This is a genomic window from Microbispora sitophila (genome assembly GCF_014892245.1).
In the GTDB taxonomy this organism is placed as follows: Bacteria; Actinomycetota; Actinomycetes; order Streptosporangiales; family Streptosporangiaceae; genus Microbispora; species Microbispora siamensis.
Genome location: NZ_JADBGC010000027.1, coordinates 110,013 through 135,714, shown reverse-complemented (window position 1 = coordinate 135,714; position 25,702 = coordinate 110,013). Strand labels below are relative to the sequence as shown.

26 protein-coding genes are annotated in these 25,702 nt (G+C 72.7%); 22 read left to right on the top strand and 4 right to left on the bottom strand.

All coding sequences use genetic code 11. The features are described 5' to 3' along the window. Positions 1-481: 481 nt before the first annotated feature. Complete coding sequence (locus IL992_RS37265) at positions 482-1,354, bottom strand: alpha/beta fold hydrolase (protein ID WP_193208005.1); 873 nt, start codon at positions 1,352-1,354, stop codon at positions 482-484. A 150-nt stretch (positions 1,355-1,504) separates the two neighbouring features. Between IL992_RS37265 and IL992_RS37260 the strand changes: the two genes are divergently transcribed. The 12 genes from IL992_RS37260 (at position 1,505) to IL992_RS37205 (ending at position 14,084) form a co-directional block, all read left to right on the top strand. After that, positions 1,505-2,113 carry a PadR family transcriptional regulator gene (locus IL992_RS37260; protein ID WP_226874481.1) on the top strand — a complete coding sequence of 203 codons (609 nt, stop codon included), beginning with the start codon at positions 1,505-1,507 and terminating at the stop codon, positions 2,111-2,113. Between the two features lie 565 nt (positions 2,114-2,678). Beyond that, entirely contained in the window at positions 2,679-3,464 is a 786-nt protein-coding gene (locus IL992_RS37255) for an IclR family transcriptional regulator (protein ID WP_193208004.1), read from the top strand. Then, positions 3,461-4,357: an SMP-30/gluconolactonase/LRE family protein gene (locus IL992_RS37250; RefSeq protein ID WP_193208003.1), complete on the top strand. Its 897-nt coding sequence runs from the start codon at positions 3,461-3,463 to the stop codon at positions 4,355-4,357. Before IL992_RS37255 ends, IL992_RS37250 begins: the two co-directional genes overlap by 4 nt. 93 nt (positions 4,358-4,450) lie before the next feature. After that, on the top strand, positions 4,451-4,675 hold the full coding sequence (locus tag IL992_RS37245) for a hypothetical protein (RefSeq protein ID WP_030509920.1): 225 nt from the start codon (positions 4,451-4,453) through the stop codon (positions 4,673-4,675). 85 nt (positions 4,676-4,760) lie between these two features. Then, positions 4,761-5,771 carry an N-acetylglucosamine kinase gene (locus IL992_RS37240; RefSeq protein ID WP_319019074.1) on the top strand — a complete coding sequence of 337 codons (1,011 nt, stop codon included), beginning with the start codon at positions 4,761-4,763 and terminating at the stop codon, positions 5,769-5,771. Next, positions 5,762-7,240 (top strand): glycoside hydrolase family 3 protein, encoded by a 1,479-nt coding sequence (locus tag IL992_RS37235; protein WP_193208001.1) that lies wholly within the window; start codon positions 5,762-5,764, stop codon positions 7,238-7,240. The genes IL992_RS37240 and IL992_RS37235 overlap by 10 nt, the downstream gene beginning before the upstream one ends. A gap of 149 nt (positions 7,241-7,389) precedes the next feature. Next, positions 7,390-9,210, top strand: a complete 1,821-nt coding sequence (locus IL992_RS37230) for an ABC transporter substrate-binding protein (protein WP_193208000.1) — start codon at positions 7,390-7,392, stop codon at positions 9,208-9,210. After that, positions 9,207-10,241, top strand: coding sequence for an ABC transporter permease (locus tag IL992_RS37225; protein WP_193207999.1), 1,035 nt, complete (start codon positions 9,207-9,209; stop codon positions 10,239-10,241). Before IL992_RS37230 ends, IL992_RS37225 begins: the two co-directional genes overlap by 4 nt. Continuing rightward, positions 10,238-11,170: an ABC transporter permease gene (locus IL992_RS37220; RefSeq protein ID WP_193207998.1), complete on the top strand. Its 933-nt coding sequence runs from the start codon at positions 10,238-10,240 to the stop codon at positions 11,168-11,170. Before IL992_RS37225 ends, IL992_RS37220 begins: the two co-directional genes overlap by 4 nt. Positions 11,171-11,176: 6 nt before the next feature. Next, positions 11,177-12,205, top strand: a complete 1,029-nt coding sequence (locus IL992_RS37215) for an ABC transporter ATP-binding protein (protein WP_226874480.1) — start codon at positions 11,177-11,179, stop codon at positions 12,203-12,205. After that, a complete protein-coding gene (locus IL992_RS37210) occupies positions 12,202-13,221 on the top strand; it encodes an ABC transporter ATP-binding protein (protein ID WP_193207997.1) in 1,020 nt (339 codons plus the stop codon). The genes IL992_RS37215 and IL992_RS37210 overlap by 4 nt, the downstream gene beginning before the upstream one ends. Beyond that, positions 13,218-14,084 (top strand): GNAT family N-acetyltransferase, encoded by an 867-nt coding sequence (locus tag IL992_RS37205; RefSeq protein WP_193207996.1) that lies wholly within the window; start codon positions 13,218-13,220, stop codon positions 14,082-14,084. The genes IL992_RS37210 and IL992_RS37205 overlap by 4 nt, the downstream gene beginning before the upstream one ends. Before the next feature lie 2 nt (positions 14,085-14,086). On the opposite strand, the gene IL992_RS37200 is transcribed toward IL992_RS37205, so the two are convergent. After that, the gene (locus IL992_RS37200; protein ID WP_193207995.1) at positions 14,087-15,193 is read right to left on the bottom strand and encodes an exo-beta-N-acetylmuramidase NamZ family protein; all 1,107 of its coding nucleotides are present in this window, start codon (positions 15,191-15,193) and stop codon (positions 14,087-14,089) included. A 24-nt stretch (positions 15,194-15,217) separates the two neighbouring features. Between IL992_RS37200 and murQ the strand changes: the two genes are divergently transcribed. The 3 genes from murQ to IL992_RS37185 all read left to right on the top strand — a co-directional run bounded on the left by murQ (position 15,218) and on the right by IL992_RS37185 (position 18,088). Further along, positions 15,218-16,120: an N-acetylmuramic acid 6-phosphate etherase gene (gene murQ / locus IL992_RS37195; protein ID WP_193207994.1), complete on the top strand. Its 903-nt coding sequence runs from the start codon at positions 15,218-15,220 to the stop codon at positions 16,118-16,120. Continuing rightward, a complete protein-coding gene (locus tag IL992_RS37190) occupies positions 16,113-17,189 on the top strand; it encodes a serine hydrolase domain-containing protein (RefSeq protein ID WP_319019072.1) in 1,077 nt (358 codons plus the stop codon). The genes murQ and IL992_RS37190 overlap by 8 nt, the downstream gene beginning before the upstream one ends. 86 nt (positions 17,190-17,275) lie before the next feature. After that, the gene (locus IL992_RS37185) at positions 17,276-18,088 is read left to right on the top strand and encodes a DUF1206 domain-containing protein (RefSeq protein WP_193207993.1); all 813 of its coding nucleotides are present in this window, start codon (positions 17,276-17,278) and stop codon (positions 18,086-18,088) included. 22 nt (positions 18,089-18,110) lie between these two features. On the opposite strand, the gene IL992_RS37180 is transcribed toward IL992_RS37185, so the two are convergent. Continuing rightward, positions 18,111-18,710, bottom strand: a complete 600-nt coding sequence (locus IL992_RS37180) for a TetR/AcrR family transcriptional regulator (protein ID WP_193207992.1) — start codon at positions 18,708-18,710, stop codon at positions 18,111-18,113. Positions 18,711-18,851: 141 nt separating this feature from the next. Here IL992_RS37180 and IL992_RS37175 point away from each other — a divergent pair, with 141 nt between their 5' ends. Then, entirely contained in the window at positions 18,852-19,808 is a 957-nt protein-coding gene (locus IL992_RS37175; protein ID WP_226874479.1) for an SDR family NAD(P)-dependent oxidoreductase, read from the top strand. 161 nt (positions 19,809-19,969) lie between these two features. Here the strand turns inward: IL992_RS37175 and IL992_RS37170 are convergent, their stop codons facing one another. Continuing rightward, on the bottom strand, positions 19,970-20,554 hold the full coding sequence (locus IL992_RS37170) for a TetR/AcrR family transcriptional regulator (protein ID WP_193207991.1): 585 nt from the start codon (positions 20,552-20,554) through the stop codon (positions 19,970-19,972). Positions 20,555-20,700: 146 nt separating this feature from the next. On the opposite strand from IL992_RS37170, the gene IL992_RS48695 reads away from it, so the two are divergent. The 6 genes from IL992_RS48695 (at position 20,701) to IL992_RS37150 (ending at position 25,637) form a co-directional block, all read left to right on the top strand. Continuing rightward, the gene (locus IL992_RS48695) at positions 20,701-21,042 is read left to right on the top strand and encodes a hypothetical protein (protein WP_319019078.1); all 342 of its coding nucleotides are present in this window, start codon (positions 20,701-20,703) and stop codon (positions 21,040-21,042) included. Beyond that, positions 20,931-21,623, top strand: a complete 693-nt coding sequence (locus IL992_RS37165; protein ID WP_319019077.1) for an alcohol dehydrogenase catalytic domain-containing protein — start codon at positions 20,931-20,933, stop codon at positions 21,621-21,623. The genes IL992_RS48695 and IL992_RS37165 overlap by 112 nt, the downstream gene beginning before the upstream one ends. After that, entirely contained in the window at positions 21,623-21,829 is a 207-nt protein-coding gene (locus IL992_RS46990; RefSeq protein ID WP_226874477.1) for a hypothetical protein, read from the top strand. The genes IL992_RS37165 and IL992_RS46990 overlap by 1 nt, the downstream gene beginning before the upstream one ends. Positions 21,830-21,927: 98 nt before the next feature. Continuing rightward, complete coding sequence (locus tag IL992_RS37160) at positions 21,928-22,476, top strand: TetR/AcrR family transcriptional regulator (RefSeq protein WP_193207990.1); 549 nt, start codon at positions 21,928-21,930, stop codon at positions 22,474-22,476. A 23-nt stretch (positions 22,477-22,499) separates the two neighbouring features. Next, the gene (locus tag IL992_RS37155; RefSeq protein ID WP_193207989.1) at positions 22,500-24,656 is read left to right on the top strand and encodes an MMPL family transporter; all 2,157 of its coding nucleotides are present in this window, start codon (positions 22,500-22,502) and stop codon (positions 24,654-24,656) included. 120 nt (positions 24,657-24,776) lie between these two features. Further along, positions 24,777-25,637, top strand: coding sequence for a universal stress protein (locus IL992_RS37150; RefSeq protein WP_193207988.1), 861 nt, complete (start codon positions 24,777-24,779; stop codon positions 25,635-25,637). Positions 25,638-25,702 lie beyond the last annotated feature (65 nt).

Sequence of the window (25,702 nt, the reverse complement as noted above, 5' to 3'; positions counted from 1 at the left end):
GGCTGCTGCACCCGGAACTGACCGCCTCCGCCACCCGCGCCGAGGCCGCCTCGGTGACCGAGGGCGGCTTCGCCGCGCACGCCTCGGTCAACCGCACCTGCGAGATCGGCATGACCCGCGCCACCGGCAGGCCGTACCACCACCTGCTCGAACTGCTCGACCGGGTCACCGCCTCCTGAGACAGCGCCGGACGACACGGAAACCCCCGGGCGCGCACCGCGGCTCCGGGGTTTCCGGTGGGGAGGATGATCACGTCGGCGAACGAGGCGCCCGCCTCGGCGAGCACCACCGTGAGGTTCTCGAGCGCTCGCCGGGTCTGAGAGGCCACCCTGGGCACCATCAAACACCCTTCGGCCACAGGTCCTCGATGGGCGACAGGGCGATTGTCACACCTGAAATGCGGGGCGAGGCGAGGCCTGCGCGCGGAGACGATCGTCGGCGGGCATCCGCGTCAGTCGATCGTCCACGGGGGCGGGCCCGGTCATCGGTCGGGTGCGGAGGCGCGGAAGAACTCGGCGAGGACGCGTGCCACGGGTTCGGGGCAGCCGCGCAGTTCCTTATTCCAGCTGGAGGAGTGGTCGAGGCCGGGCAGCTCGATGCGCCGGGCGCCGGGCAAGGCCTGCGCCACACGAGTGAGGGCGTTCTTCAGGAGCGCGGAGCTGTTGCTCCCTCCGATCAGCAGCACGCTCGCGCGGACGTCACTGAAGGCGTACGGGCGGTCGCTCATCTCGCTGATCATGTGGCCCTCGTGGTGCAGGGCGGCGGCCAGTTCGGCGAAGGATGGGTAGTCGCCTGCGGGCGTCCGGCTCGTCATGCCCTTCGTCATGGCGGTCAGGAGCCAGTGCGGCATGGCGTTCAGGAACGCGGGCCCGAGCTGGGCGCCCTTCATGGCCGTGGCGAGCGCCGACGCCACCTTTCCCCGCGCCAGCTCCCGGTCATAGCGGGCCATCACCTTCGTGCCGGTCGCCCGGTCGGGGAACAGTAACGGCTCGTAGAGGGCGAGCTGGTCGATGCCGGGCAGCGTCAGCGCCGCCTGCAGCGCGATGAGCGCTCCGGCGCTGACAGCGAAGACGCCGCGGGCGCCGGTCGCGGTGAGTACCGCGCCCAGATCCTCCACGTCGCACCGGATGTCGTGGTCGTCCCGGTAGGGGCCGCTGAGGCCCCGGCCGCGCCGGTCCATGAGGTGGACGGTGAAGGCGCCGGACAGAGCTTTGGCGAGCTGCAGGTGGTGGTAGCCGGATGACATGGCTCCGTGGACGACGACGATGCCCGGGCCCTGGCCGAGCCGGCGGTAACCGATCGTCGTGCCGTCCTTGGAGGTCACCGACAGCTCGGTGCAGGTGCTGGCATTCATCGGCTGGATTCTCCGATCTTCTCGGGCGCGCCCATCGGCGGGCACGGGACCTCGACCACGTCAGGTGGATGGATAGGCAAATAGTTGATCCTGACTATAAGAAGCCGTTTAGTTGGTGTCAACTATTTGGTACCGTATAGTCGGGAGTGAATGGGAGGCATGATGGAGAAGCAGCGCAAGGTGTCGAACCCGCTGGCGCTGGCGGTACTGGCGTTCCTGTCCGCAGCGCCGATGCACCCCTACGAGCTGGGCAAGCGGCTGCGGGAGACAGATAAGGACCGGAGCATCAGGTACAACCACGGCTCGCTCTACATGGTGATCAAGCAGCTCGCCAAGGTCGGCTTCGTCGCCGAACAGGACACGGTGCGCGAGGGCGGGCGGCCCGAGCGCACCGTTTACGCGATCACCACTCAGGGCCGCGACGAGATGCGGAACTGGCTGCGTGAGCTGGTCGCCGAGCCGCGGCGCGAGTACCCGCACTTCGGTGTGGCGCTGTCGTTGATCAGCGTCTTACCCCCAGACGAGGCGGCCGGCCTGCTCGATCGCAGGCTGCGGGCGCTGGCGAGCGAGATCGAGGAGATCCGGTCGGCTGTGGAGGCCGCCGCCGGTGCAGGCGTCTCCTGGGTGTTCCTGGCCGACGACGAGTACCATCTCGCGATCCTGCAGGCCGAGCACCAGTTCGTCTCCCGGCTCGTCGACTCGCTCCGTCAGCCGGATCACGTTCGGGAGTGGCACGAGTTCTTCGAAGGCCGCACCTGACCGGTGCGCCCCTCGCCGAAGGCCCGCCTGGTCGTTCCATCGCTGTACCCACGGCTGAAACAGGCTGGCGCGTTCAGGGCGCCGCCCGAGCCTGCGGACCTAGATCTGTGTGTCCGCCGTGCCGTAGGGCCTTCAAGCGGGATCTCAACTCCGATCGTGCGCAGCCGTGCCCCCACTGCCGATCGCCGATGAATGATGCGGGTCGGGACTTCGCGGCCCCTCGCCGATCCGACCGGGCGGCTTGGCGGGCACACCGTGGTCCTCACCGCGGGCTTGCACTTCCATTCATGCGGTTGCGGAGGCCCGGGCTTCCGTCCACGCACCCCCGCTCAAGTCCGCGAACGCCTCGAAGTCGCCGATCGGAGAGGAATCTCTGTCGAACGCCGAAACCGCCGGCGACGTCTGTCTCCTGGACGGCAGGCGCTACTGGTGCCGGCCCTCTGCGCACCGGGGACACCTACAGCCGCCTGGCAAGCGTTCTCCATCGGCAGAGCGGCGCTGCCGAGCCGTTTTCCATTAATCGGTACGGTAATCTAATTCCTGGAATGTCACGAAGGATAGGCAGATGACCGGAGAAGTGACACCCCCAGCCGACGACGGCCGCCTGGTGGGCTCCGACCGCGTCCTCGCCGTCCTCAAGGAGCTGTCCCGCTATCCCGACGGCGTCGGGCTGGACGAGCTGACCCGGGCCATCGGCAGCCCCAAGCCGACCGTGCACCGTGCGCTGGGCGCGCTGCGCCGGGCCGGGCTGGCCGACCAGGACGCCCGCGGCCACTACATGCTCGGCGACGAGTTCCTGCGGATGGCCTTCGCCCACCACGAGGCCCGCCCCGAGCACGTGCGCATCCGGCCGCTGCTGGAGACGCTGGCCGCGCGGTTCGGCGAGACCGCGCACTACGCGGTGCTCGACGGCCGCGAGGTCGTCTACCGGGCCAAGGTCGACCCGCCCACCGGCGCCGTCCGGCTGACCTCCACGATCGGCGGCCGCAACCCCGCGCACGCCACCGCCGTCGGCAAGCTGCTGCTGGCCTACCGGCTGGACACGCCCGAAGCCGTCGCCGAGTGGGTCGGCGACGAGCCGCTGGTGCGCCGCACCCCGCACACCCGGTGCACGGCCGAGGAACTGCACGAGGAACTGCGGGCGATCCGCGCGCAGGGCTACTCCGTCGACGACCAGGAGAACGAGGTGGGCATCAACTGTGTCGCCCTCCCGGTCTACGCGACCTCGCCGGCCCTTCCCTCGGGCGCGCTGAGCGTCAGCGGCCTGACTTACCGAACCCCTCTGCAGGCGTTGGTCGACGCCGTCGAGGACATCCGCGCCTTGCTCGGCCACCTGGGAGAACCACGATGACCAACCCCCCGGTCCCCGCGACCACCGAGACGTTCCAGCTGGCCGAAGGGCCGGTGTGGGACGCCGCCAGGGACCGCCTGCTGTGGGTCGACATCCTCGCCGGAGCGGTGCTCGAAGGCCGCCTCGACGGCGACCGCATCGAGGTGACCGGCCGGCACGAGTTCGACTCCATGGTCGGCGCGGTGGCGGTCGCGGCCGACGGCGCCTTCCTGGTGGCCGCCCAGGAACACCTCGTCGTGCTCCACCCCGACGGCACCCGGAGGGACGGGCCCCGCATCGTCCCCGCCGGACAGTCCCGGCGGCTCAACGACGCCGGCGTCGACCCGGCCGGCCGTTTCCTGGTGGGCACCCTGTCCCTGGACGGTCCCTCGCAGCGCGAGACGCTCGTCCGGGTCGAGGCCGACGGCCGGCTCACCGAACTCGACGGCGACCTGCGGCTGTCCAACGGCCTGGCCTGGTCGGCCGACGGCCGCGCGCTGTACAGCGTCGACACCGGCCGCCATACCGTCTTCGTGCGCGACTACGACCCGGCGACCGGCGCTGCGGGGGAGCGGCGCGTGCACCTGCGGGTGGACGACGGCCTGCCCGACGGCATCGCCCTGGACGCCGAAGGCCACCTGTGGGTGGCCGTGTGGGAGATCGGCGAGGTCCGCCGCTACGCCCCCGACACCACCCTGACCGAGCGGATCCCGGTGCCCGCCCCGCACACCTCCAGCGTCGCCTTCGCCGGCGAGGACCTGCGCACCCTGGTCATCACCACCGCCTCGGCGGAGCTGACCGACGACCGGCGCCGCACCCACCCGGACTCGGGCCGGCTGTTCGCCACCCGCGTCGAGGTGCCCGGCGCGCCCGTCCCGGTCTGGTCGGGGCAACCGCAGTCCTTCGGCGCCTGATCCGGACGTCGAGCGGGCCACCGTACGCGGCATAGGAAATGGGCCGTTTGGGCACTTCAAGAGGTATCGGGGGCGTGTTCGATGGGGGGAACCATGGCTGTATCGGCGGACCTGGCGAAGCTACTCGACCGCGAGTACGAGGACAAGACCCTGGACGAGATCATCAAGGCGCCGGTGGACGCGCTGGCCGGGGTGAGCGCGGAGGACGCGGAACTGCTCAAGAAGGCCTTCCACATCAAGACCGTCGGGGACCTCGGCCGCAACAAGTTCTTCCGGGCGGCCACCGCGCTCGTCGATCTCACCGACAGCAAGAAATAATCGGGCTTCCCGTCCGGTCGGCGGCCGTTGTAGAAGATTTCCATCGCCTTATAGGTTGATGGAAGGTATCTACAAAGGAGCGGCCGTGGGGGCTCTGTTCGTCGGCGTGGACGGGGGAGGCACCAGCACGCGCTGCGTCGTGGTCACCGAGTCGGGCGAGATCGCCGGGCGAGGACGGGCCGGCGGCGCCAACGCGATCTCGGTCCCCGACCCGGCCGCCAACCTGCGCGCCGCGCTGCTCGGCGCACTGGAGGGCCTGGACCCCGCGCGGGTCGCCGGCGGCGTGTTCGGCCTGGCCGGAGCCGCCCGCGCCGCGGAGCCCGCGGAGCGGGCCTGGCGGGAGGCCGGGCTCGCCGGGCGCCCGGCGGTGGTCGCCGACGTGCTCGTCGCCTTCACCGGCGCCACCGACCAGCCGGACGGCGCGGTCCTGGTGGCCGGCACCGGCGCGATCGGCGCCCGCATCCGCGACCGCCGGGTCGTACGGCGGGCCGACGGCCTCGGCTGGCTCCTGGGCGACGAGGGCTCGGGCGTGTGGCTGGGCCGCCGGGCCGCCGCCGCGGCGCTGAACGCGATCGACGGCCGGGGCGCGCCCACGGTGCTGGTCGCCCGGGTGGCCGAGGCCGTCCTGGGAGCGGGGGCGGCCGGCGAGGACGACGGGCCCGCGCTCGCCCAGGCCCTGGTCGCGGCCGTGTACGCGCGGGTCGCCGAGTCGGGGCCCGCCTGGCTCGGCACGCTCGCGCCCGTGGTGGACGTCGCCGCCCGCGAGGGCGACGAGGTGGCGCGCGGCGTCGTCGCGGAGGCGGCCCGCAGGCTGTGCCGTACGGCGCGGGTCGTGGCCGGGGAGGGCGCCCGTGAGAGGGGAGCACCGGCGGAGAAAGGCAGAGGGCCGCTGGTGCTCGCGGGGTCGCTGCTGACCGAGCCGACCGAGCTCGCCCATCTGGTCCGGGCCGAGCTGGGCAGGCGGGCCGTGCTGGTGCGCGCCCGGGACAACGCGGCGGGCGCCGCCGCGCTCGCGGTGCGGGCCGCCCTGCCCGGCGACCCGCGTGCCGCCGAGGCGCACCGCGTGCTGATCGAGCAGGGGGGCCCATGGGGCTGAGCGGCGGCGAGCTGGACCGGATGGCGATGGCCGTGCTCCAGCCCGGTTTCGAGGGCACGGAGCCGCCCGCCTGGCTGCGGCGGGCGCTCGGCGAGGGCCTGGGCGGCGTGGTCCTGTTCGCCCGCAACGTCGCCGGCCTCGACGGGACGGCCGCCCTGGTCGCCGAGCTGCGCCGGGAACGGCCGGACGTGGTCGTCGCCGTGGACGAGGAAGGCGGCGCCGTCACCCGGCTGGAGGCGGCGAAGGGAAGCTCCTGGCCGGGCAACCTGGCGCTGGGCGTCGCCGGCGACGAGTCGCTGACCCGCCGGGTGGCGCGGCAGATCGGCCGGATGGTCGCCGCCGCCGGCGTCACCCTCGACTACGCCCCCGTGGTGGACGTCAACGCCGACCCCCGCAACCCCGTCATCGGCGTGCGTTCCTTCGGCTCCGACCCCGAGGAGGTCGGCCGCCACGGCGCCGCGTGGATCGAGGGACTGCAGAGTGCGGGGGTGGCCGCCTGCGCCAAGCACTTCCCCGGCCACGGGGACACCGTCACCGACTCCCACCTGGCACTGCCCGCCGTACGGGCCTCCCGCGAGGTGATAGAACGGCGCGACCTGCCGCCGTTCCGGGCCGCCATCGCGGCCGGGGTGCGCGCCGTGATGTGCGGCCACCTGCTCGTCCCCGCCGTCGACGCGCTCCCCGCGACGCTGAGCCGGGCCGTGCTGACCGGTCTGCTGCGGCAGGAGATGGGGTTCGAGGGGCTCGTGGTGACCGATGCGATCGAGATGCGCGCGGTCGCCGCCCTGCACGAGCCGGGGGAGATCGCGGTGCGCGCGCTGGCCGCCGGGGCCGACGCGATCTGCGTCGGGGTGTCCTCGGCCAGGGGGGAGAGCGTCTACGCGCTGCGCGACGCGATCACCGGTGCGGTCCGCGAGGGACGGCTGGCGGAGGAGCGCCTGGCCGAGGCGGCGGGCCGGGTGCGGGACCTGGCCGCGTGGTACGACGCGCAGGCCGACGCCAGGGCCGGGGTGGCCCGCGACGCCGACGAGGGACTCGGCCTGGCGGCGGCGACGGCGGCCCTGCGCGCGACTCCGGCGGAGCGGGCGACGGCGCCGCTGACGAAGGCGCCGCTGGTGGTGCACCTGGCGGCGCGGCCCAGCCAGGCCGTCGGCCGCGCGACCCCGTTGAAACTCGGTCAGGCGATCGAGGAGATCCTGCCCGGGACGGTGACGGCCGAAGTGGACGACGACGGGCACCTGCCGGATCTGAGCGAGACGGGCCGTCCCCTGGTGATCGCCGTCCACGACGCCGCACGGCACGCCTGGATGCGGCGGCTCCTCGACGAGGCGCTGCGCGCCCGCCCGGACGCGGTCGTGGTCGAGACCGGGGTGCCGGGGCCGCCCGCCGGGCGGCTGTACCTCGCCACCCACGGCAGCTCCACGGCCTCCGCGCGGGCGGCGGCCCGCTGGCTCACCGGCGGCGTCTGACCGGTTCACCGATCTCTCGCGCGAGACGTCTTCGCAGGTAGCGGACTCGGGTAAAAATTAACTCCATCGCCTCGTCTGCCCGTGGAAAAAATTGACGGCATCGCGAGAGCGCCCGTATTGTCCAGGCAATCGGGAACCAGGAGCAGCCCATGAAGCGACTCGCGGCGATCGTGGCTCTGGCGTCGATCGTCACAGCCACCGCCTGCGGCACTACCGGGACGACGGACACCGCCCAACAGGGCGGCGGCGTGTACACCACGATCGACGGCAGCAAGCAGATCAACGCGAGCGCGCCGATCAACCCGTTCAACCCCGTCGGATCGGTCTTCTCGGGATACAACGGCATGGCGCTGGCGTGGCCCAAGAACGACCCCACCGATCCCAACCAGTTCTACCCGGCCATCGCCAGTAGCTGGAGCATGTCCCCGGACCGGTCGGAGGTCGTCATCCACCTGCAGCCGAACGCCAGGTGGTCCGACGGCACGCCGGTGACCAGCGAGGACGTACGCGTCTCGATCGGTCTCGCCTACACCCAGGGCGGCACGGCGTACGCGCTGGACCCGAAGGCGGCGGGCGCCGCCGCCGACATCCAGGTCGTCGACCCCAAGACGATCAGGGTGACGCAGGGCGCCAACCGCAGTTCGACGTTCCTCGCCAACCTGCTGTCGACCGTGGTCGTGCCCGCGCACGTCTTCGGGAAGCTGCTGCCCGCGGACTTCTGGCAGACGCTCAAGGTCGCGCAGCACGGTCAGGGCGAGGCGGCCGAGAAGGCGAAGAATCAAATCACCGGGCTGGCGGAGAAGGTCATCGCCTTCGACCCCGGTCACGACGTGTCCGCCGGGCCGTTCGTGCTGGAGCGGGTGAATCCGGGCGCGGCGCTGCTGAAGCGCAACCCCTACTTCTACGCCCGGCAGAACATCGCGCCGGCCAAGGTGAAGATCCTGAACTACACCGGCAACGAGCAGATCTGGAACTACCTGATCGCCGGCCGGCTGGACAACGCTCCCTTCACCTCCGTGCCCACCGCCGTCATGGACCGGATCCGCGACGCGAAGGGCAGCAAGGTGGTCAAGGGCTACTCGCCCGTGGCGGTCTCCCTCGCGTTCAACCAGTCGCACAAGCCGTACGACAACGTGCACGTGCGGCGGGCGATGGCCTACCTGATCGACCGCGCCCAGGTCACGAGGATCGCCTCCCCGGAGGGCGGCACGCCCGCCGCCACCACCTCGGGCATCCACGCCAAGGCGGCCCGGGCCTGGCTGGGCGACGCGTTCGACACCCTCGAGCAGTACCGGGTGAACTCCGCCAAGGCCGACGCCGAGCTGAAGGCGGCCGGCATGACCAAGCGGGGCGGCCGCTGGACCCTGCCGGACGGCAGCCCGTGGAAGGTCCGCATCCACGTGCCCGCGTCGTTCTCCGACTGGGTCGCCGCGGGCAAGTCGATCAGCAGCCAGCTCAGCGACCACGGCATCGACTCGAGCGTGGTCACCGCCGCCGACTACACGCTCTATCTGGGCGAACTGGCCGACGGCAAGTACGACCTCGGGTTCTGGCTGATCGGCCTCGGCCCCTCGCCGTACAACATCTTCCAGCGGCTGTTCGGGCAGGCGAACGGCTGGCAGATGTTCGGCGGCCGGCTGCGCCACGTCGCGCCGGGCACCGAGGGCAACTGGATGGGCGGCCCGGAGAAGGTCGACGCCGGCGCCGCAGGCACGGTCGACCCGGGCGAGCTGACCAGCAGGCTGAACTACGCGTCCCACGACGAGCAGCAGCGCATCGTCGGCGTCCTGGCCAAGGTCGCCAACGAGCAGCTTCCGGTCGTCCAGCTCTGGGACTACGTGAACACGCAGTTCGTGAACACGTCCCGCTATACCGCGTTCCCGCCCGACGACGACCAGTCCCTGCGGCTGTCGTCCGGGGTGTGGATGCAGCTCGGGATGATCAGGAAAGCGGAGAAGGGGCAGGCATGACGCACGCCGTTCCGGGGCGTCCCCGGCTGGGCGCCATCGCCAGGAAGATCGGCGGCCACCTGGTCCGCGGCCTGGCGATGATCTGGGTCGTCGCCACGATCAGCTTCGTCATCATCAGGGAGATCCCCGGCAACCCCGTGCTCGGGCAGTACGAAAGCCTGATCCAGAAGGGCATGTCGCCCGAGCAGGCCGAGCGGGCCACCGCCGTCCTGTACGGCTTCCTGCCCACCGGCAACCTGTGGCAGCAGTACGTCGGCTACATGGGCTCGCTGCTCCACCTCGACCTCGGGCGTTCGCTCAGCACGCCCGGCGTGGAGGTGACCACGCTCATCGGGCACGCGGCCCGGTGGACCGTGCTGCCGGTCCTCGCCGGCACGCTGCTGAGCTTCCTGCTCGGCGTCACCATGGGCGTCTACGCCGCGATCAAGCGGTCGGGCAAGCTGGGCGACGCCCTCGCGCTGTCCGGCTCGCTGCTGCACGGCGTGCCGGTGTACGTCATCGGCCTGCTGCTCACCGCGATCTTCGCCACGCTGTGGCCGATCATGCCGTCGGGCGGGCCGGTGGACGTCGAGTTCGTCCCCGGCTTCAACGCCGGCTACATCGGCTCGCTGGTGCACCACGCCGTGCTGCCGGTCGTCACGTACACGCTGGCCAGCTACGGCGGGTGGATCCTCGCGATGAAGTCGAACGTCGTCGCCGTGCTCGGCGACGACTTCATCCTCGCGGCCGAGCTGCGCGGCCTGCGGCGCGGCTTCGTGTTCCGGTATCTCGCGCGCAACGCGATCCTGCCGCTGTTCACGATCCTCGCCCTGTCGATCGGCATGCTGTTCGGCGGCTCGATCTTCATCGAGCAGATCTTCAACTACCCGGGCCTCGGCCTGCTGCTCGTCAACAGCATCAGCAGCCGTGACTACGCGCTCATGGGCGGCACGTTCCTGGTGATCACGGTGGGCATCGTCGTCGCCAACATCGCCGCCGACCTGCTGTACACGGTGATCGACCCGCGGGTCAGGAGCGGAGGCGCGGCATGACCGTCATCGTCAACCCGGAGGGGGCGATCAGCCCCGAGGCCGCGCCGGCCGGGACCACGCGGGCGACGCTGCGGCGCAACTTCTGGCGCGGGGTGTGGCGGGTGCTGCGGCGCAAGCCCAGCCGCATGGCCGGGGTGCTGATCGTCGCCCTGTTCGCGATCATGGGCGTGGCCGGGCCGCTGCTCTACCCCGCGCAGTTGCCGCGCGACGACAACGCGCTGTACGCGCCTCCCAGCCTGGCCCACCCCTTCGGCACCGACTTCGAGGGCACCGACGTGCTCGCGCTGGTCGTCACCGGCGCGCGCTACGTGCTGCTCACCGGCCTGGCGACGGCCGTCATCACGGTCGCGCTGGGCACGCTCATCGGGCTGGTCGCGGGCTTCCACCGCGGCCGGTGGGACACGCTGCTGATGCGGCTGACCGACATGAACCTCGCCATCCCCGGCCTGCCGCTGCTGCTCGTGCTGTCCACGGTGTGGAAGTTCGAGAGCCCGCTGGAGATGGGCCTGGTGCTCGGGGTGCTCGGCTGGGGCGGCATCGCCCGCGCCGTGCGCTCGCAGACGCTGTCGCTGCGCGAGCGCGGCTTCATCGAGGCCGCCCGCGGCCTCGGCCTCCCGACCCGGCACATCATCGGCCGCGAACTGCTGCCGAGCATGGCGCCGTACATCGCGATGAACATGCTCATCGCCGTCACCGGCGCGGTGTACGCCCAGGTGGGCCTGTTCTTCCTCGGCGTGCTGCCGTTCGAGTCGAACAACTGGGGCGTGATGCTGAACCTCGCCGTGTTCAACGGCGGGGCGCTCACCACTCCCGCCGCGCTGCCGTACCTGCTGGCCCCGCTGATCGCGATCCTCTTGCTCACCCTGGGCATCGTGCTGATCGTGGACGCGATGGACGAGATCTTCAATCCCCGCCTGCGGGAGGAGTAGCCCCTTATGACGGCTCACACGGCCGCACGTGACATGGCAGCACCGGGGGTCCGGATCCGGGACCTCACGGTCGTCTACAAGACGCCCGCGGGCGAACTGCCCGCCGTACGCGGCGTCGACCTCACCCTCGCCCCCGGCACGATCACCGGCGTCGTCGGCGAGTCGGGCTCGGGCAAGTCGACGCTCGCGTTCTCCCTGCTCAACGCCGTCCAGCCACCCGGTAGGATCGCGGCGGGCAGCGTCGAGATCGACGGTCTCGGCGACGTGCTGACGCTGCGCGGCGAGGACCTGCGCCGCACCCGCGGACGCCAGGTCGGGTACGTCTTCCAGGCCGCGCAGAACTCGCTGAACCCGCTGAAGACCATCGGCAAGCAGCTGCTCGACCTCGGCCGCTCCCACGACGTGGAGGACCTGCGGGGGCTGGTGCGCGACGCCAAGGACCTGCTGGCCCGCATGGGCATGGACGGCGCCCGGGTGCTCGACTCCTACCAGCACGAGCTGTCCGGCGGCATGCGTCAGCGGGTCGGCATCATGCTCGCGCTCGTCCTGAACGCCAAGGTCGTCGTTCTGGACGAGCCGACCACCGCCCTCGACATGATCACCCAGGCCACGATCCTGCGGATCATCCGCGAGGTCCACGAGGAGCGGGCGCTCACCACGCTCGTCATCACCCACGACGTCGGCGCGGTCGCCGAGGTCGCCGACAGCCTCGCCGTCATGTACGGCGGCCGGGTGGTCGAGCACGGCCCGGTGGCCGAGGTGCTCGGGGACGCCCGGCACCCGTACACCCAGGGCCTGATCAGGGCGATCCCGCGCCTGTCCGGCGACCTGTCGCAGGCCCGGGCGCTGCCGGGACGCCCGCCGACGCTCGGGACGCTGCCCAAGCAGGGCTGTGTGTTCCGCGAGCGCTGCGAGCGGCGCATGGAGGTGTGCGAGACCGACGAGCCCATGTCCGTCAACCGGGACGGCCGGACGGTCGCCTGCCACGCCGCCGACCGCCACCTCACCCTGGTCAAGCGGAAGGAGTTCGTGTGATCACGGGGACCGGCATCACGAAGATCTTCAAGCAGCGCGGCGGCGTGCTCGGCGCCCGCGAGGTGCCCGCGCTGCGAGGTGTGGACTTCGCCATCGCCAAGGGCGGCGCCGTCTCGTTCATCGGCGAGTCGGGCAGCGGCAAGACCACCCTCGGCCGGATCATCGCCGGGCTGGAGACCCACGACGCCGGCGAGATCGTCATCGACGGCGTGCCGATGTCGTCGCTGAGCCACCGGAGGCGGCAGCCGTACTTCCGCCGCGTCCAGCTCATCCACCAGGACCCCTACTCGGCGCTCAACCCCACGCGGACGATCCACCAGGCGCTGGAGGCGCCGTTGGCGCTGCGCGCCCGGCAGACGGGCCGCCCGAGGTCGTGGGTCGACGGGCGGGCCGCGGAGCTGCTGGCGATGGTCGGCATCGACCCCGGCTACGTGCTCCCGCGCTACCCCCACCAGCTGTCGGGCGGCATGCGCCAGCGCGTGGTCATCGCCCGCGCGCTCACCATGGACCCCGAGGTGCTCGTCGCCGACGAGGCCGTCTCGATGATCGACGTATCGCTGCGCCTGGGCATCCTCGCCCTGCTGAAGGACCTGCGCGAGCGCCTCGGCGTGGGCGTGCTGTTCATCACCCACGACATCGCCACCGCCCGCTACATCGGCGACGACGGCGAGCTGTACGTGCTCTACCGCGGCCAGGTCGTCGAGCGGGGCACCACCGAGAAGATCATCGCCGACCCGGTCCACCCGTACACCCAGTCGCTGCTGTCGGCGATCCCGGTGCTGCACGGCCTGGAACGGCCGGGCGCCGAGCGGGTCGTGCCGAGGGAGATGCAGCGGGAGGGAGAGCCCGACGGCGGCTGCCTGTTCGCGCGGCGCTGCCCGTTCAGCACCGAGCGCTGCGCGACCGAGATGCCCGTGCTGGGCCGCGCCGGCGGGCTCGAACAGGAGACGGAGCAGGAGCACGCCTGCTTCCATCCCCGGCGGCGCAGCGTGATCCCGGTGGGGGTGGGCGAGTGACGGACATCCTTCCGGTCGAGGTGGACGAGCGGCTGGAGCGCCTGGCCGCCGCCGCGCTGTGGGCCGACGCCGAGGACGCCCCCTTGGTCGTACGGCGGCTCGCCGACCCACCGCGGGAGCGGACGTGGACGGTCCTGGCCACGCCGGGCCGCGAGGGCGTGGTGTTCGCGTCGATCGGCGCGGGCGGCTCGGGCCACGTCGACCTGATCGCCGTCGACCCCGCCGCGCGCGGCCGGGGGATCGGGCGGGCGTTGGTCGGCGCGGCCGAGGAGTGGATGCGGGCGCACGGCGCGGTCGAGGCGAGGTTCGCCGGCAACCCGCCCTGCTACGCCTGGCCCGGAATCGACGTGCGCTACACCCCGGCCGCCTGCCTGGCCGAGAGCCTGGGGTACGAGCGGTACCGCGTCGCCTGGAACATGACGGCCGACCTGCCGGCCCGTTACGACGAGGCCGAGCACGAGGCCGACCTGGCGAAGCTCGCCGCCGCCGGGGTCACCGTCGCCGCGGCCCCCGTGGGGAATCGCGGAAGGGTCGCGGCCTTCGTCCGCGAGCAGTGGAACGACAAGTGGGCCTGGGAGGCCGAGCAGGCGACCGGCCTGCACTATGCCTTCCGCGACGGGGAGATCCTCGGCTTCGCGGCCTGGGGCGCCCGGCCGCTGTGGTTCGGGCCGATGGGCACGGCCGAGGCCGCCCGTGGCCTCGGCGTGGGCCGGGTGCTGCTGCGCCGCTGCCTCGACGACCAGGCCGCCGCGGGTCAGACGTCCGCACAGATCGGCTGGGTGGGCCCGCTCCGCTTCTACTCCCGGGCGGTGGGCGCCCGTGCCGAGCGGGTGTTCTGGCTCTACCGCCGCGCGCTGGACTGATGTCAGCCGTACAGCAGTTCGCCCTGGGGTGGGCCCGGCGGGGAGCAGAGCCCACGGGGGTCGCGGCCCGCCTCCAGGTGCTCGCGCAGCGACGCCGAGCCCCACAGCAGGTCGAGGAACGGTTCGCAGGCGAAGTCGCCCGGATAGAGGGTACGCAGCACGTGCAGGACGGACACGCCCGTCAGCACCGGCCGGAAGGCCGCCCGGTCGGTCACGTGCACCTGCGCGCCGCGCACCACGACGCCCGCCTGCCTGCCGAACGTCGGGGTGAACCACGTGTCGCGGAAGCGCACGCCGGGCAGGCCGAGGTCGTTCAGCGCTGCGGCGAACCGGCCGTCCGCGTACGGCGCGCCGACCAGCTCGAACGGCCGGGTCGTGCCGCGGCCCTCGGCGGCGTTCACGCCCTCGAGCAGCCCGGTGCCGGGGTAGACCAGGGCGGTGTCGAGGGTCGGCATGTTGGCCGACGGCATCACCCAGGGCAGCCCGGTGCGGTCGAAATGCCACTGTCTGCGCCAGCCCTCCATCGGCACGACCTCCAACTCGGCGCCGATCGCGCGGTTGACGGACAGCGCGATCTCGCCCGGCGTGAGGCCGTGCCGTACGGGCAGGGCGGCGCGGCCGACGAAGCTCGCGAAGGCCGGGTCGAGCACCGGGCCCTCGGCCACCGCCCCGCCGATCGGGTTGGGCCGGTCGAGCACGGTGAACCGCAGCCCGAGCCGGGCCGCCGCGCCCATCAGGTCGTACATCGTCCAGACGTAGGTGTAGAACCGCGCGCCCACGTCGCACACGTCGAAGACGAGCGCGTCCACCCCGGACGACGCGACCAGCGCGTCCAGGTCGCCGCCGGTTCTCTCGTAGGTGTCGAGCACGGGCAGGCCGGTCACCGGGTCGACGGTGTCGCCCTCGCCGCCGCCCGCCTGAGCCGTGCCGCGCAGGCCGTGCTCGGGGCTGAACAACGTGGTCACGGGCACCCCGGCGGCCAGCAGGGCCGGTGCGGCGGCGGTCAGATCGGGCAGGACTCCGGTGGGGTTGGTGACGAGGCCCACCCGCCCCGACATGGCTTTCGGCGCGCTCACCAGCAGCTCAAGCCCCGTACGCACGCGATCCATAATGCACTCCGAAGCTGAGGAATCATGACGCAATCACTCGCCGCTCTCGCCACCGAACAGAGCGATCCCCGCTACAGCGGGATCGACACGCTGCCGACGGAGGAGATCGCGCGGCTCATGAACGCGGGCGACGCCGCCGTCCCGGCCGCGGTGGGCCGGGCCGTCCCGGCGATCTCCGCGGCCATCGACGCGATCGCGGCGCGGATGGCCGACGGGGGCAGGCTCCTCTACGTGGGCGCGGGCACCTCCGGACGGCTCGCGGTGCTCGACGCCTCCGAGTGCCCGCCGACCTTCGGCACCCACCCCGACCTGGTCCAGGGCATCATCGCGGGCGGCGAGGCCGCGCTGGTTCGCTCCGTCGAGGGCGCCGAAGACGACGCCGAGGCGGGCGCCGCCGTGATCCGGGACAAGCACACCGGCCCGCTCGACTCCGTCGTCGGCATCTCCGCCAGCGGGCGCGCGCCGTACGTCGTCGCGGCGGTCGAGCAGGCCCGGCGGCTCGGCGCGCTGACCGTGGGCCTGGCCTGCAACACCGGCACCCCGCTCGCGCGGGCCGCCGACCACGCGATCGAGGTCATCGTGGGGCCGGAGGTGGTCACCGGCTCGACCCGCCTGAAGGCCGGCACGGCCCAGAAGCTGGTCCTCAACATGATCTCCACGATCACGATGATCAGGTCGGGCCGGACGTACGGGAACTTCATGGTCGACGTCGTGGCCAGCAACTCCAAGCTGGTCGACCGGGCGGCCCGCATCGTCTCCGACATCACCGGCACGCAGGTGCTGCGAGCCCGGGAGGTCCTGGAGAGCGCGGGACGGGACGTGAAGACGGCCGTCGTGATGATCGAGCGCGGTGTGGGCGCCGACGACGCGCGGGCGCTGCTCGCGGCGCACGGCAACCGCCTCGGCCCGGCGCTGCGCAGTGCTTGACGACACGGTGCTTGACGACACGGTGCTCGACAACACGGTGCCTGATCAGAAGCTGCAGGAGGTCCTGCGGGCCGCGGTGCCCGAGGTCGCCTCCGCGGCGGTCGCCGTGATCGCGGTGGACGGGCGCACGGTCGCCGCGGCCGCCGTGGGGGAGGCCGTGCGGTACGCCGACCCGTCCGGGGGCCTGCTGGCGGAACGGCCGCCCGTGTCGATGGACGCGCTCTTCGACATCGCCTCCCTGACCAAGATGTTCACGGCCGTGGTGCTGGTCTCGCTGGCCCAGGAGGGCGCGCTCGACCTCGACGAGCCGGTGGCCGTCCGGCTGCCCCGGTTCTACGTACATCGGCCCGAGATCACCGTACGGCACCTGCTGACGCATTCGGCGGGCCTGCCCGCGAGCCGCCGGGTGGAGAAGGAGCCGGAGGAGGCCCGCTGGGACCTGGTGCTCTCCACCCCCGTGCAGGGACCGCCGGGGACGCACCTGTACTCGGACGTCGGCGTGATCACCGCCGGACGGGTGGCGGAGGCCGCCGGCGGGGCGCCGCTGGACGCGCTCGTGCGCGAGCGGGTCACCGGGCCGCTCGGGCTCGGTGCCACGACGTACGGGCCGGTCGAGCCGGGCCGGGCCGTCGCCACCGAGTTCAAGCGCGGCACCTGCGTGCGGGGTGAGGTGCACGACGAGACGGCCCACGCGCTGGGCGGCGTGGCCGGCCACGCGGGGCTGTTCTCCACCGCCGCCGACCTCGTGCGTTTCGGCGAGGCGCTGCGCACCGGCGGCAGCCCGGTCCTGTCTCCCGCCTGGACCGCCGAGATGCTGCGCGACCAGGGCGTGCCGGGCGCCGCCTTCCGCCAGGGGCTCGGCGTGCGCATCGACGATCCGGCCATCGTGGGGCCGCTCGCGGGCGCGTTCGGCCACTCGGGCTTCACCGGCACGTCGCTGGTCGTCGATCCCGCCCGCCGGCTGACCGTCGTGCTGCTCACCAACAACGTCCACCCGCTGCGGGGCCGGCCCGGCATCCGCGACCTCCGGCACGCCGTCGCCGCCGAGGCCCTGCGCCTGGCCGGCTGAACCCGGCCGATGTTTGATCCTCCTCGTCCGGGTCAGTAGGCGAAGGTTCCGGCAGACGGACCGATCCGCCGAGGAGAGGAGCCGCGATGACGACCGCGCATCAGGCCGGCCGCCGTCTCGAAGGGGCGGCCCGCAGAGCGGCCGACCACCCTGTCCTGGAGAAGCTCGCCAAGGTCGGGTTCGCCGCCCGGGGCGTCCTGTACGCGATCATCGGAATGGTCGCGCTCCAGATCGCCTTCGACGGGGGAGGGGAGGCCGACAAGAGCAGCGCGATCCACATCGTGCGCGAGTCGCCCCTGGGCGACACCCTGCTGTGGATCATGGCCGTCGGTCTCGCCGCGCTGGCGATCTGGCAGGTCTCCGAGGCCGTCTGGGGCAGGCCCGGGGTCAAGGACCGCGTGGAGTCCGTGGCCAGGGCCGTCGTCTACGCCGCCCTGGTGTTCTCGATGGTGGCCCTGCTCACGCGCAACAAGGCCGCCACCTCGTCCGACAGCCAGTCGCAGGACGTCACCAAGGCGCTGTTCGAGCTGCCGGGCGGCCAGTTCCTGGTCGGCCTGATGGGGCTCGGCGTGATCGCCCTCGGCGTCTTCTGGATCTACGAGGGCTGGACCGAGAAGTTCATGAAGGACATGCACGTGACCGAGCCCCGTGCCCGCGGTCTCGTCGTCAAGCTCGGCAAGGCCGGCTACATCTCCCGCGGCGTCATCGCCCTGGCCGCGGGCGTCCTGATCGGCCGGGCCGCTCTCACCTACGACCCCGACAAGGCGGTCGGCATCGACGGCGCGCTCAAGGCGCTCGCCGACACCCCGGCCGGTCCGTGGCTGCTCGTCGTGGTCGCCGTCGGCCTGGTGCTGTTCGCCGTCTACTGCTTCGCGGAGGCCCGCTGGCACCGGGTGTGAGCGGATCCGCAGGAGTCTCGCCTCAGGCAGGCGCGCCCGGCGCCCCGTGGCGCAGGCCGTCCATCAGCAGGTCGAGCAGGCGCCCGGCCTGTTCGCGCTGCTCGGGCTCGCCGGTGGCGAGGCAGATGCCGTTCACGCCGGTGAGCACGTCCTCGGCCGCCACGCCCCGCCGCAGCGTCCCGGCGGCGCCGCCCGCGTCGAGCAGCGTGCCGATCGCGCCGAGCAGCCGGTCGCGGCTGTGCGCGTACGGGTTGGCGCCGGAGGCGATCACGGCGCGCAGCGCGTCGGCCATGCCCCGCTTGGTCGCCAGGTAGTCGACGAAACGGTCCATCCAGGTGCGCATCGCCACGTCGGGCGGCATCTCCTCCAGGAGCTCGGGCGCCGCGTCGCACAGCTTCGCCAGCTCGTTGCGGTAGACCGCCTCGATCAGCGCCTCCCTGGTGGGGAAGTGGCGGTAGAGCGTGCCGATGCCGACGCCCGCCTCCTTCGCGATCGCGTCGAGCGTGACGTCCGGCCCGTCTTGGGAGAACGCCCGCAGGGCGACGTCGAGCAACCGCTCACGGTTGCGCCGGGCGTCGGCGCGCAACGGCTTGGCTCCGGAAGGTCGAGCGGGGGCGGACACGGCTCCTCCACGTAGACGCGGCTTGCTAACCGGAGGATTCTCCGATTAGAGTTCCAGACGTACCGGAGCTTCCTCCGGTTTCCTGATTGTAGCGGCCGGGCTCCCAAGGGGCCCCTGTCGCCGTACGGGACGGGGATGAACATGACGACGAACATGACTCAGACCACCCGCGTCACCACGCCGTTCACCGGGCAGTCCACAGCCGCCGAGGTCCTGGAGGGGGTCGACCTGCGCGGGCGGCGGGCGATCGTGACCGGCGGGGCGTCGGGGATCGGCGTCGAGACCGCCCGGGCGCTGGCCGGGGCGGGCGCGGAGGTGACGATCGCGGTCCGCGACCTCGGCGCGGGCAAGCGGACCGCGCAGGACATCGCCGCCACCACCGCAGGCGCGGCCGTCCTCGTCGCGCCGCTGGACCTCGCCGACCCGGCCTCCGTCGCCGCGTTCACCGCCGCGTGGGAGGGCCCGCTGCACATCCTGGTCAACAACGCCGGGGTGATGGCGTGCCCGGAGACACGGACGCCCGAGGGCTGGGAACTGCAGTTCGCCACCAACCACCTCGGGCACTTCGCGCTGGCCGCGGGCCTGCACCCGGCGCTCGCGGCGGCCGGCGGCGCCCGCGTCGTGTCGGTCAGCTCCAGCGCCCACCTGCGCTCGCCGGTCGTCTTCGACGACATCCACTTCCGGGAGCGCCCGTACGACCCGTGGCTGGCGTACGGGCAGTCGAAGACGGCCAACGTGCTGTTCGCGGTCGAGGCCGCCAGGCGGTGGGCCGGTGACGGCATCGCGATCAACGCGCTCATGCCCGGCGGCATCCCCACCGGCCTGCAGCGGCACCTGGAGCCGGACTACATCGAGCGCCGCCGCGCGCTGGGCAACTCGACCGGCGTGACGTGGAAGAACACCGAGCAGGGTGCGGCCACCTCCGTGCTGCTCGCCGCTTCGCCGCTGGTCGAGGGCGTCAGCGGACGCTACTTCGAGGACAACCAGGAGGCGGAGATCGTCGAGCCGGGCGCGGGCCGGGGGGTCGCGGCGTACGCGCTCGACCCGGAGGCGGCCACCCTGCTCTGGCAGGTGTCGGCGGACCTGCTCGACCTGTGATCCGCGCCCTGTGATCCGCGCCCTGTGATCTGCGGCCTGGATCTCGGGCACGGCCGCCCGCCGAGGCCCGGCCTTCCCCGGCCGGGCCTTCGCATTTCTCTCGGGCCCGACCCAGGCCTGATCGCCCGCGTCCTCGCGCACAGTGCCGTCGCCGTTCCGGGTCACCTCGTGACGGTCGCGCTGAGGAGGATCTCCAACTGGGCGGCGATGTCGTCCAGCGGCCGGATGTCACGTTTGGCGCGGCTTATCGCGATGGCGCCCTCCACCGCCGCGACGATCAGGGTGGCCAGCCGCGCCGCCTCCGCGGAGGCGGCGCCGTGTTCCCGCAGCGATGCGGACAGAAGGTCCTCCCAGGCGGTGAAGACCTCGGCGGCGGCGGCGACCGCTTCGGGATCGCCGTCGCCGGGCGGCTCCTCGACCGCGACCGCCAGGACGGGGCAGCCCGCCGTGAAGTCGCTGTCGACGACCGTCTGCCGCCACAGCGCCAGGAACGCGCGCAGCCCGGCCGCGGGACCGGCCTCGAGTTCGCGCTGCAGGACCCGGGTGACCAGGTCACCGGCGAACCGGACCGCCTCGGCGGCCAGTTGCTGCTTGCCCCGGGGGAAGTAGTGATAGGTGGAGCCGAGCGGCGCGCCGGAGTGCGCGGCCAGGTCCCGGACCGTGCTCCCGGCCAGTCCGCGTCGCCGGATCAGGTCGGCGGCGCCGATGATGATCCGCTCTCGCGACCGCGGCTCCCGTTGCGGCATCCGGCACCCCCGAATGATTATGACGATCGTCATATCCTATGGTGAGATGCGGTTATAACGGCCGTCATAACCGCGCGGCCGTCCGTGGCCGATCGGCCAGGAGGCATCCCGATGATCCAGCTCACCGCAGCCTGCGACGGCCCGCGATGACCCGCGACAAGGCCGGGGACACCATGCGCGAGCTGGTCTTCCTGCGCAGTCGCCGCCTGGCCTGGCGTGAACGCGCGGCGCCGCGGCCGGTCGAGCCGGGTGACGCGGTCGTCCGGCCGTTCCTCGCCGGCCGCTGCGACGGCGACACCCTCCCGATCCACCGGCCGGTCTCGCGAGCGCTCCAAGCCGGGATGGCGCTCGGCCTCGTCGACCGATCGTGGGTTCCATCTGCGGGAAAGTCCCTTTTCGGGGGCCGTTCCCGATCGGCCATGAATGCGTCGCCGAAGTCGTCGCTGTCGGGTCCGGCGTGCGGCGGATCCGGGTCGGCCAGGACGTGATCGTCCCCTGGGCGGTCTCCTGCGGCGCCTGCCCCCGCTGCCTGGCCGGGCTCACCTCCAAATGCGCCGCCGCCGGCGGCACCCTCGCCGCTTACGGCTTCGGCCCCGCCAGCGGCCCCTGGGGCGGCATGGTCGCCGACAGGATCCGCGTTCCCCACGCCGACCACATGCTCGTCCCCGTGCCGGACGGCGTTCCGCCGATCCGCGTCGCCGCGGCCGGTGACAACCTCGCCGATGCCTGGAGAACCGTCGTCCCCCCGCTCGCCCGTCGAGAAGGCGGAACCGTGCTCGTCCTCGGCGGCGGCGCCAAGAGCATCGGCCTGTACGCCGCCGGACTGGCGGCCGCGCACGGCGCCGCGACGGTCCACTACCTCGACGACGACCCACAGCGGAGACAGATCGCCGAATCCCTCGGAGCCGAAGCCGGGCCGTTGAACGGAAGCGTCGGCGGCGTCTACGACGTCGTCGTCGAAGTCACCTCGCGCGCCCCGGCCTGCGCCGCGCGCTCACCGCGACGGCTCCCGGCGGGATCTGCACGGCGGTCGGCTACTACCTGGCGACCGGTACGCGCCTCCCGCTGATGCGCATGTACGCGACCGACGTCACCCTCAGGGTCGGCGTCTCCCACGCCCGCGCCACCCTCCCGGAACTTCTGGACTTCGTCCACCGCACCGGCTTTCCCGCCGAACGTGTCACCACCCTGCTCGCGGATTGGGACGACGCCCCCAGCGTGTACACGGCGAAGACCACGAAACTGGTTCTCCGCCGGGACCGGCTCGCCGGGTAGATTCCGGCCTCGCCCTCTCCGTGTGAACCCGGTCACTCGAACCCCTGTCGCTGGCCGATCGGTCAAATGCTGGCCGATCGGTCAGCTAGGGTGTCCCCATGGCACGTTCCGCAACCACCATGCGCGCGGACATCCTGGACTCGGCCGTGCGGCTGTTCGCCGCCCACGGCTTCCGCGGCACCTCCCTGCAGGACATCGCCACGGACGCGGGCTGCTCCAAGGCGTCCTTGCTCTACCACTTCACGAACAAGGACGCGATCTTGACCGAGCTGCTGGCGCCCGTCGGGCCGGAGTTCGCCGAGCTGGAAGGGCGGCTCGCCGGGCTCGACGGCGAGGAGGCCGCCCGTGCCGCCGTCGCCGGGCTCGTCGACCTGTCCCTGCGCTTCCGGCTGCAGGTGAAGATCCTCCTGCAGGACGTCGACGCGCTGATCTGCCGGCCGGAACTGCCGGACGTGGACGGCATCACCGGACGGCTGACGGACGCCCTGTCCGGCCGCTCGGCCGCCCCCCAGGCCCGGGTCTGGGCCTGGATGGCGATGCTGGGGATCATCCTGACCAGCGCCGGCGAGCTCGCGCTCCCCGAGGAGACGCTGCGCGCGGAGCTGACCCGCGGTGCGTTGCGCACGCTCGGTCTGCGGACCGACTGACCTCCCGAAGAAAGAGATCTGCTTTGGCAACCCTGCTGTACCGGCTGGGCCGGTTCTCCTTCCGCAGGCGCGGGCGCGTGGCCGCCGTGTGGCTGCTGCTGCTCGTGGTCCTGGGCCTGGCCGCCGCCGCCTTCCACGGCCCGACCGGCGACAAGTTCGCCATGCCCGGCACCGAGTCGCAGCGGGCGCTGGACGCCCTGGCCAAGGAGTTCCCGCAGGCCAGCGGTGCCACCGGCACCATCGTCGTCGCCGCTCCGCAGGGCCGGAAGCTGGACGCCGCCGCGGTCGCGCCCGTGGTCGAGGAGGCCGCCGCCGTGCCCGGCGTCGTCGCCGCCATGGATCCGTTCCGGTCCGGCGCGGTCTCCGCCGACGGCCGCTACGCCCTGGTCCAGGTGCAGTTCGACCGCGGGCTCAAGGACGTGACCGACGCCCAGCGCGCGGCGTACCTGAAGGCCGGCTCCTCGGTGGCCGGGCTGCGGGTCGAGCACGGCGGCGAGGTCCTGAACGCCGCGCCGGAAGTGGGCGGGTCGGAAGGGATCGGCGTCGTGATCGCCGCGGTGGTGCTGATCGTCACCTTCGGCTCGCTGGTGGCCGCCGGCATGACCCTGCTGAACGCCCTGATCGGCGTGGGGGCCGGCATGGGCGGCCTGTTCGCGCTCAGCGGCGTCGTCGAACTGACCTCCGTCACGCCGGTGCTCGCGCTGATGCTGGGCCTGGCCGTGGGCATCGACTACTCGTTGTTCATCACCTCCCGCTACCGCCAGTTCCTGGCCGAGGGCGTGGCGCCGGAGGAGGCCGCGGGCCGGGCGGTCGGCACCGCCGGATCCGCGGTCGTGTTCGCCGGTGCCACCGTGGTCATCGCGCTCGCCGGTCTGTCGGTGGTCGGCATCCCGTTCCTGAGCGTGATGGGCCTGGCCGCCGCCGGCACCGTGGCCGTCGCCGTGCTGGTCGCCCTCACGCTGCTGCCCGCCTTCCTGTCGTACGCCGGAGCCCGGGTGCTGCCCCGCAAGCAGCGCACCGGTGAGAACGCGAGCGCGGGCGGACGGGGTTTCGGTTACACCTGGGGGCGGGTGGTCACCCGGCTGCGCGTGCCGATCCTGCTGGCCGGGGTCCTCGGCCTCGGCGCGCTCACGCTGCCGGCCCAGGACCTGCGGCTGGCCCTGCCCGACGCCGGCACCGCCGCCCCGGGCACCCCGGCGCGCGAGGCCTACGACCTGACCAGCGAGGGATTCGGCGAAGGTTTCAACGCCCGCCTGATCGCCGTGGTCTCCGCCGCCGATCGCGCGGCCACGACCGCCGCCGCCGGTGAGGCCGCCCGGATGATCCAGCAGACCCCCGGCGTGCTGGCCGTGGCACCGCCGCAGCCCAACGCCGCGGGCACCACCGCGCTGCTGACCATCATCCCCAAGGCCGGGCCCACCGCCGCGGCCACCGAGGACGCCGTCCACGCCATCCGCGCCAAGGTCGCCGCGATCGGCGGCGCCGAGATCGCCGTCACCGGCGCCACGGCCGTGGGCATCGACGTCTCCGACAAGCTCGCCGACGCCATGCCGGTGTACCTGCTGCTGGTGGTCGGCCTGTCGGTGCTGCTGCTCATGCTCGTCTTCCGCTCGATCCTGGTCCCGGTCAAGGCGGCGCTGGGCTTCCTGCTCACCGTCGGCTCGACCTTCGGAATCACCGTTGCGATCTTCCAGGAGGGTCACCTGGCCGGTCTGCTGGGCGTGGACGTGCCGGGCCCGCTGGTGAGCTTCCTGCCGATCCTGCTCATCGGCATCCTGTTCGGCCTGGCCATGGACTACGAGGTGTTCCTGGTCTCGCGGATGCGCGAGGACCACGTGCACGGCGACACTCCCCGCCAGGCGACGATCAACGGCATGGGGCACAACGCGCGGGTCGTCACCGCCGCGGCGCTGATCATGACGGCCGTGTTCGGCGGGTTCGTGTTCATGAACGACCCGATCATCAAGTCGATGGGCTTCGCGCTGGCCGTCGGCGTGCTCGTCGACGCCTTCGTGGTCCGCATGACCCTCGTCCCCGCCGTGATGTCCATGCTCGGCCGCGCCGCCTGGTGGCTGCCCCGCGCCCTGGACCGGGCGCTGCCCGACCTCGACGTCGAGGGCGAGCGCCTGCGCCACCACCTCACGGCCCGCGACGCCTCCCCGGAGCACGCCCTGTTGTAGGAGTGGGTGTCGTAGCGGCTGTGGGGGCCGGAGGTCCCGTCCCGGCGGGACCTTCGGCGGCGCTCGCACACCCCGCCGAGGGAACGGTCTGATGGAGGGACCGGCCGAGGGGAGGGCGTCATGATCGTGGTGGGTGTCGACGGCTCGCACGCCGGCATGGAGGCCGCCTGCTGGGCGGCCCGGGAGGCCGACCTGCGCGGCGTCCCGCTCCGGATCGCCAACGCCATCCCCGCCTGGGCGTGCTCGACCGTGCCGCAGGGGCCGTACACCAGCGTCGCCGCGTGGATGCGCGACGGCGCCGCCGCCGTGCTCGGCGCCGCCACCGAGCGGGTTCGCGCGGAGGCGCCCCGGGTGCCGGTCGACACCGCGATCCTCGCCGGCGACCCGCGCCCGGCGCTCGTCGAGGCGGCCATGGACGCCGATCTCCTGGTGCTCGGCAACCACGGGCTCGGCGGCTTCCGCGGTCTGCTGCTCGGCTCGGTCGCGTACGGCGTGGCGGGTCACGCCCCGTGCGACGTGGTCGTCGTGCGGGAGGTGCCCTCCGCGCCGCGCCCGGAGATCGTGGTGGGCATCGACGGATCGCCCGCCTGCGCCAAGGTGCTCGACTTCGCCTTCGCGGAGGCGGCGCTGCGCGGGACGGGCCTGCGGGCGGTGCACGCCTACAGCGCGCTGGAGGCGGGCGGCGGCTTCGCGCCGCTCCCCGACGACTTCGACGACGAGAAGGTCGAAGTGCGCATGGTCAGGGAGGTTCTCGCCGGGCGCCGCGAGCTCTACCCCGACGTCAAGGTCGTCGAGGAGGTCGTCCGGGGCCACCCGGTGGACGTGCTGCGGCAGGCGTCGGCGAACGCCGACCTGCTCGTCATCGGCTCCCAGGGCCACGGCGGGTTCAGCGGCCTGGTCCTCGGATCGGTGAGCCAGGCGATGCTCCACTACGCGACGTGCCCCATGGTCGTCGTCCGCGCGCCTGCGCCGACCGGCTGAGCGGTCGGATCGAACGACCCGCTCGCCGCGCCGGACACGCGAACGCCCCCGGCGGCCTGGAGGGA

What these genes read in the sequence shown, in the direction of transcription:
- IL992_RS37170 (WP_193207991.1), bottom strand. Translation starts at nt 20,554, where the DNA reads ATGCCGCAACGGGAGCCGCGGTCGCGAGAGCGGATCATCATCGGCGCC.
- IL992_RS37245 (WP_030509920.1), top strand. Translation starts at nt 4,451, where the DNA reads ATGGCTGTATCGGCGGACCTGGCGAAGCTACTCGACCGCGAGTACGAG.
- IL992_RS37200 (WP_193207995.1), bottom strand. Translation starts at nt 15,193, where the DNA reads ATGGATCGCGTGCGTACGGGGCTTGAGCTGCTGGTGAGCGCGCCGAAA.
- IL992_RS37185 (WP_193207993.1), top strand. Translation starts at nt 17,276, where the DNA reads ATGACGACCGCGCATCAGGCCGGCCGCCGTCTCGAAGGGGCGGCCCGC.
- IL992_RS37150 (WP_193207988.1), top strand. Translation starts at nt 24,777, where the DNA reads ATGATCGTGGTGGGTGTCGACGGCTCGCACGCCGGCATGGAGGCCGCC.
- IL992_RS46990 (WP_226874477.1), top strand. Translation starts at nt 21,623, where the DNA reads ATGCGCATGTACGCGACCGACGTCACCCTCAGGGTCGGCGTCTCCCAC.
- murQ (WP_193207994.1), top strand. Translation starts at nt 15,218, where the DNA reads ATGACGCAATCACTCGCCGCTCTCGCCACCGAACAGAGCGATCCCCGC.
- IL992_RS37215 (WP_226874480.1), top strand. Translation starts at nt 11,177, where the DNA reads ATGACGGCTCACACGGCCGCACGTGACATGGCAGCACCGGGGGTCCGG.
- IL992_RS37255 (WP_193208004.1), top strand. Translation starts at nt 2,679, where the DNA reads ATGACCGGAGAAGTGACACCCCCAGCCGACGACGGCCGCCTGGTGGGC.
- IL992_RS37225 (WP_193207999.1), top strand. Translation starts at nt 9,207, where the DNA reads ATGACGCACGCCGTTCCGGGGCGTCCCCGGCTGGGCGCCATCGCCAGG.
- IL992_RS37175 (WP_226874479.1), top strand. Translation starts at nt 18,852, where the DNA reads ATGACGACGAACATGACTCAGACCACCCGCGTCACCACGCCGTTCACC.
- IL992_RS37230 (WP_193208000.1), top strand. Translation starts at nt 7,390, where the DNA reads ATGAAGCGACTCGCGGCGATCGTGGCTCTGGCGTCGATCGTCACAGCC.
- IL992_RS37265 (WP_193208005.1), bottom strand. Translation starts at nt 1,354, where the DNA reads ATGAATGCCAGCACCTGCACCGAGCTGTCGGTGACCTCCAAGGACGGC.
- IL992_RS37235 (WP_193208001.1), top strand. Translation starts at nt 5,762, where the DNA reads ATGGGGCTGAGCGGCGGCGAGCTGGACCGGATGGCGATGGCCGTGCTC.
- IL992_RS37220 (WP_193207998.1), top strand. Translation starts at nt 10,238, where the DNA reads ATGACCGTCATCGTCAACCCGGAGGGGGCGATCAGCCCCGAGGCCGCG.
- IL992_RS37250 (WP_193208003.1), top strand. Translation starts at nt 3,461, where the DNA reads ATGACCAACCCCCCGGTCCCCGCGACCACCGAGACGTTCCAGCTGGCC.
- IL992_RS37160 (WP_193207990.1), top strand. Translation starts at nt 21,928, where the DNA reads ATGGCACGTTCCGCAACCACCATGCGCGCGGACATCCTGGACTCGGCC.
- IL992_RS48695 (WP_319019078.1), top strand. Translation starts at nt 20,701, where the DNA reads ATGACCCGCGACAAGGCCGGGGACACCATGCGCGAGCTGGTCTTCCTG.
- IL992_RS37260 (WP_226874481.1), top strand. Translation starts at nt 1,505, where the DNA reads ATGGGAGGCATGATGGAGAAGCAGCGCAAGGTGTCGAACCCGCTGGCG.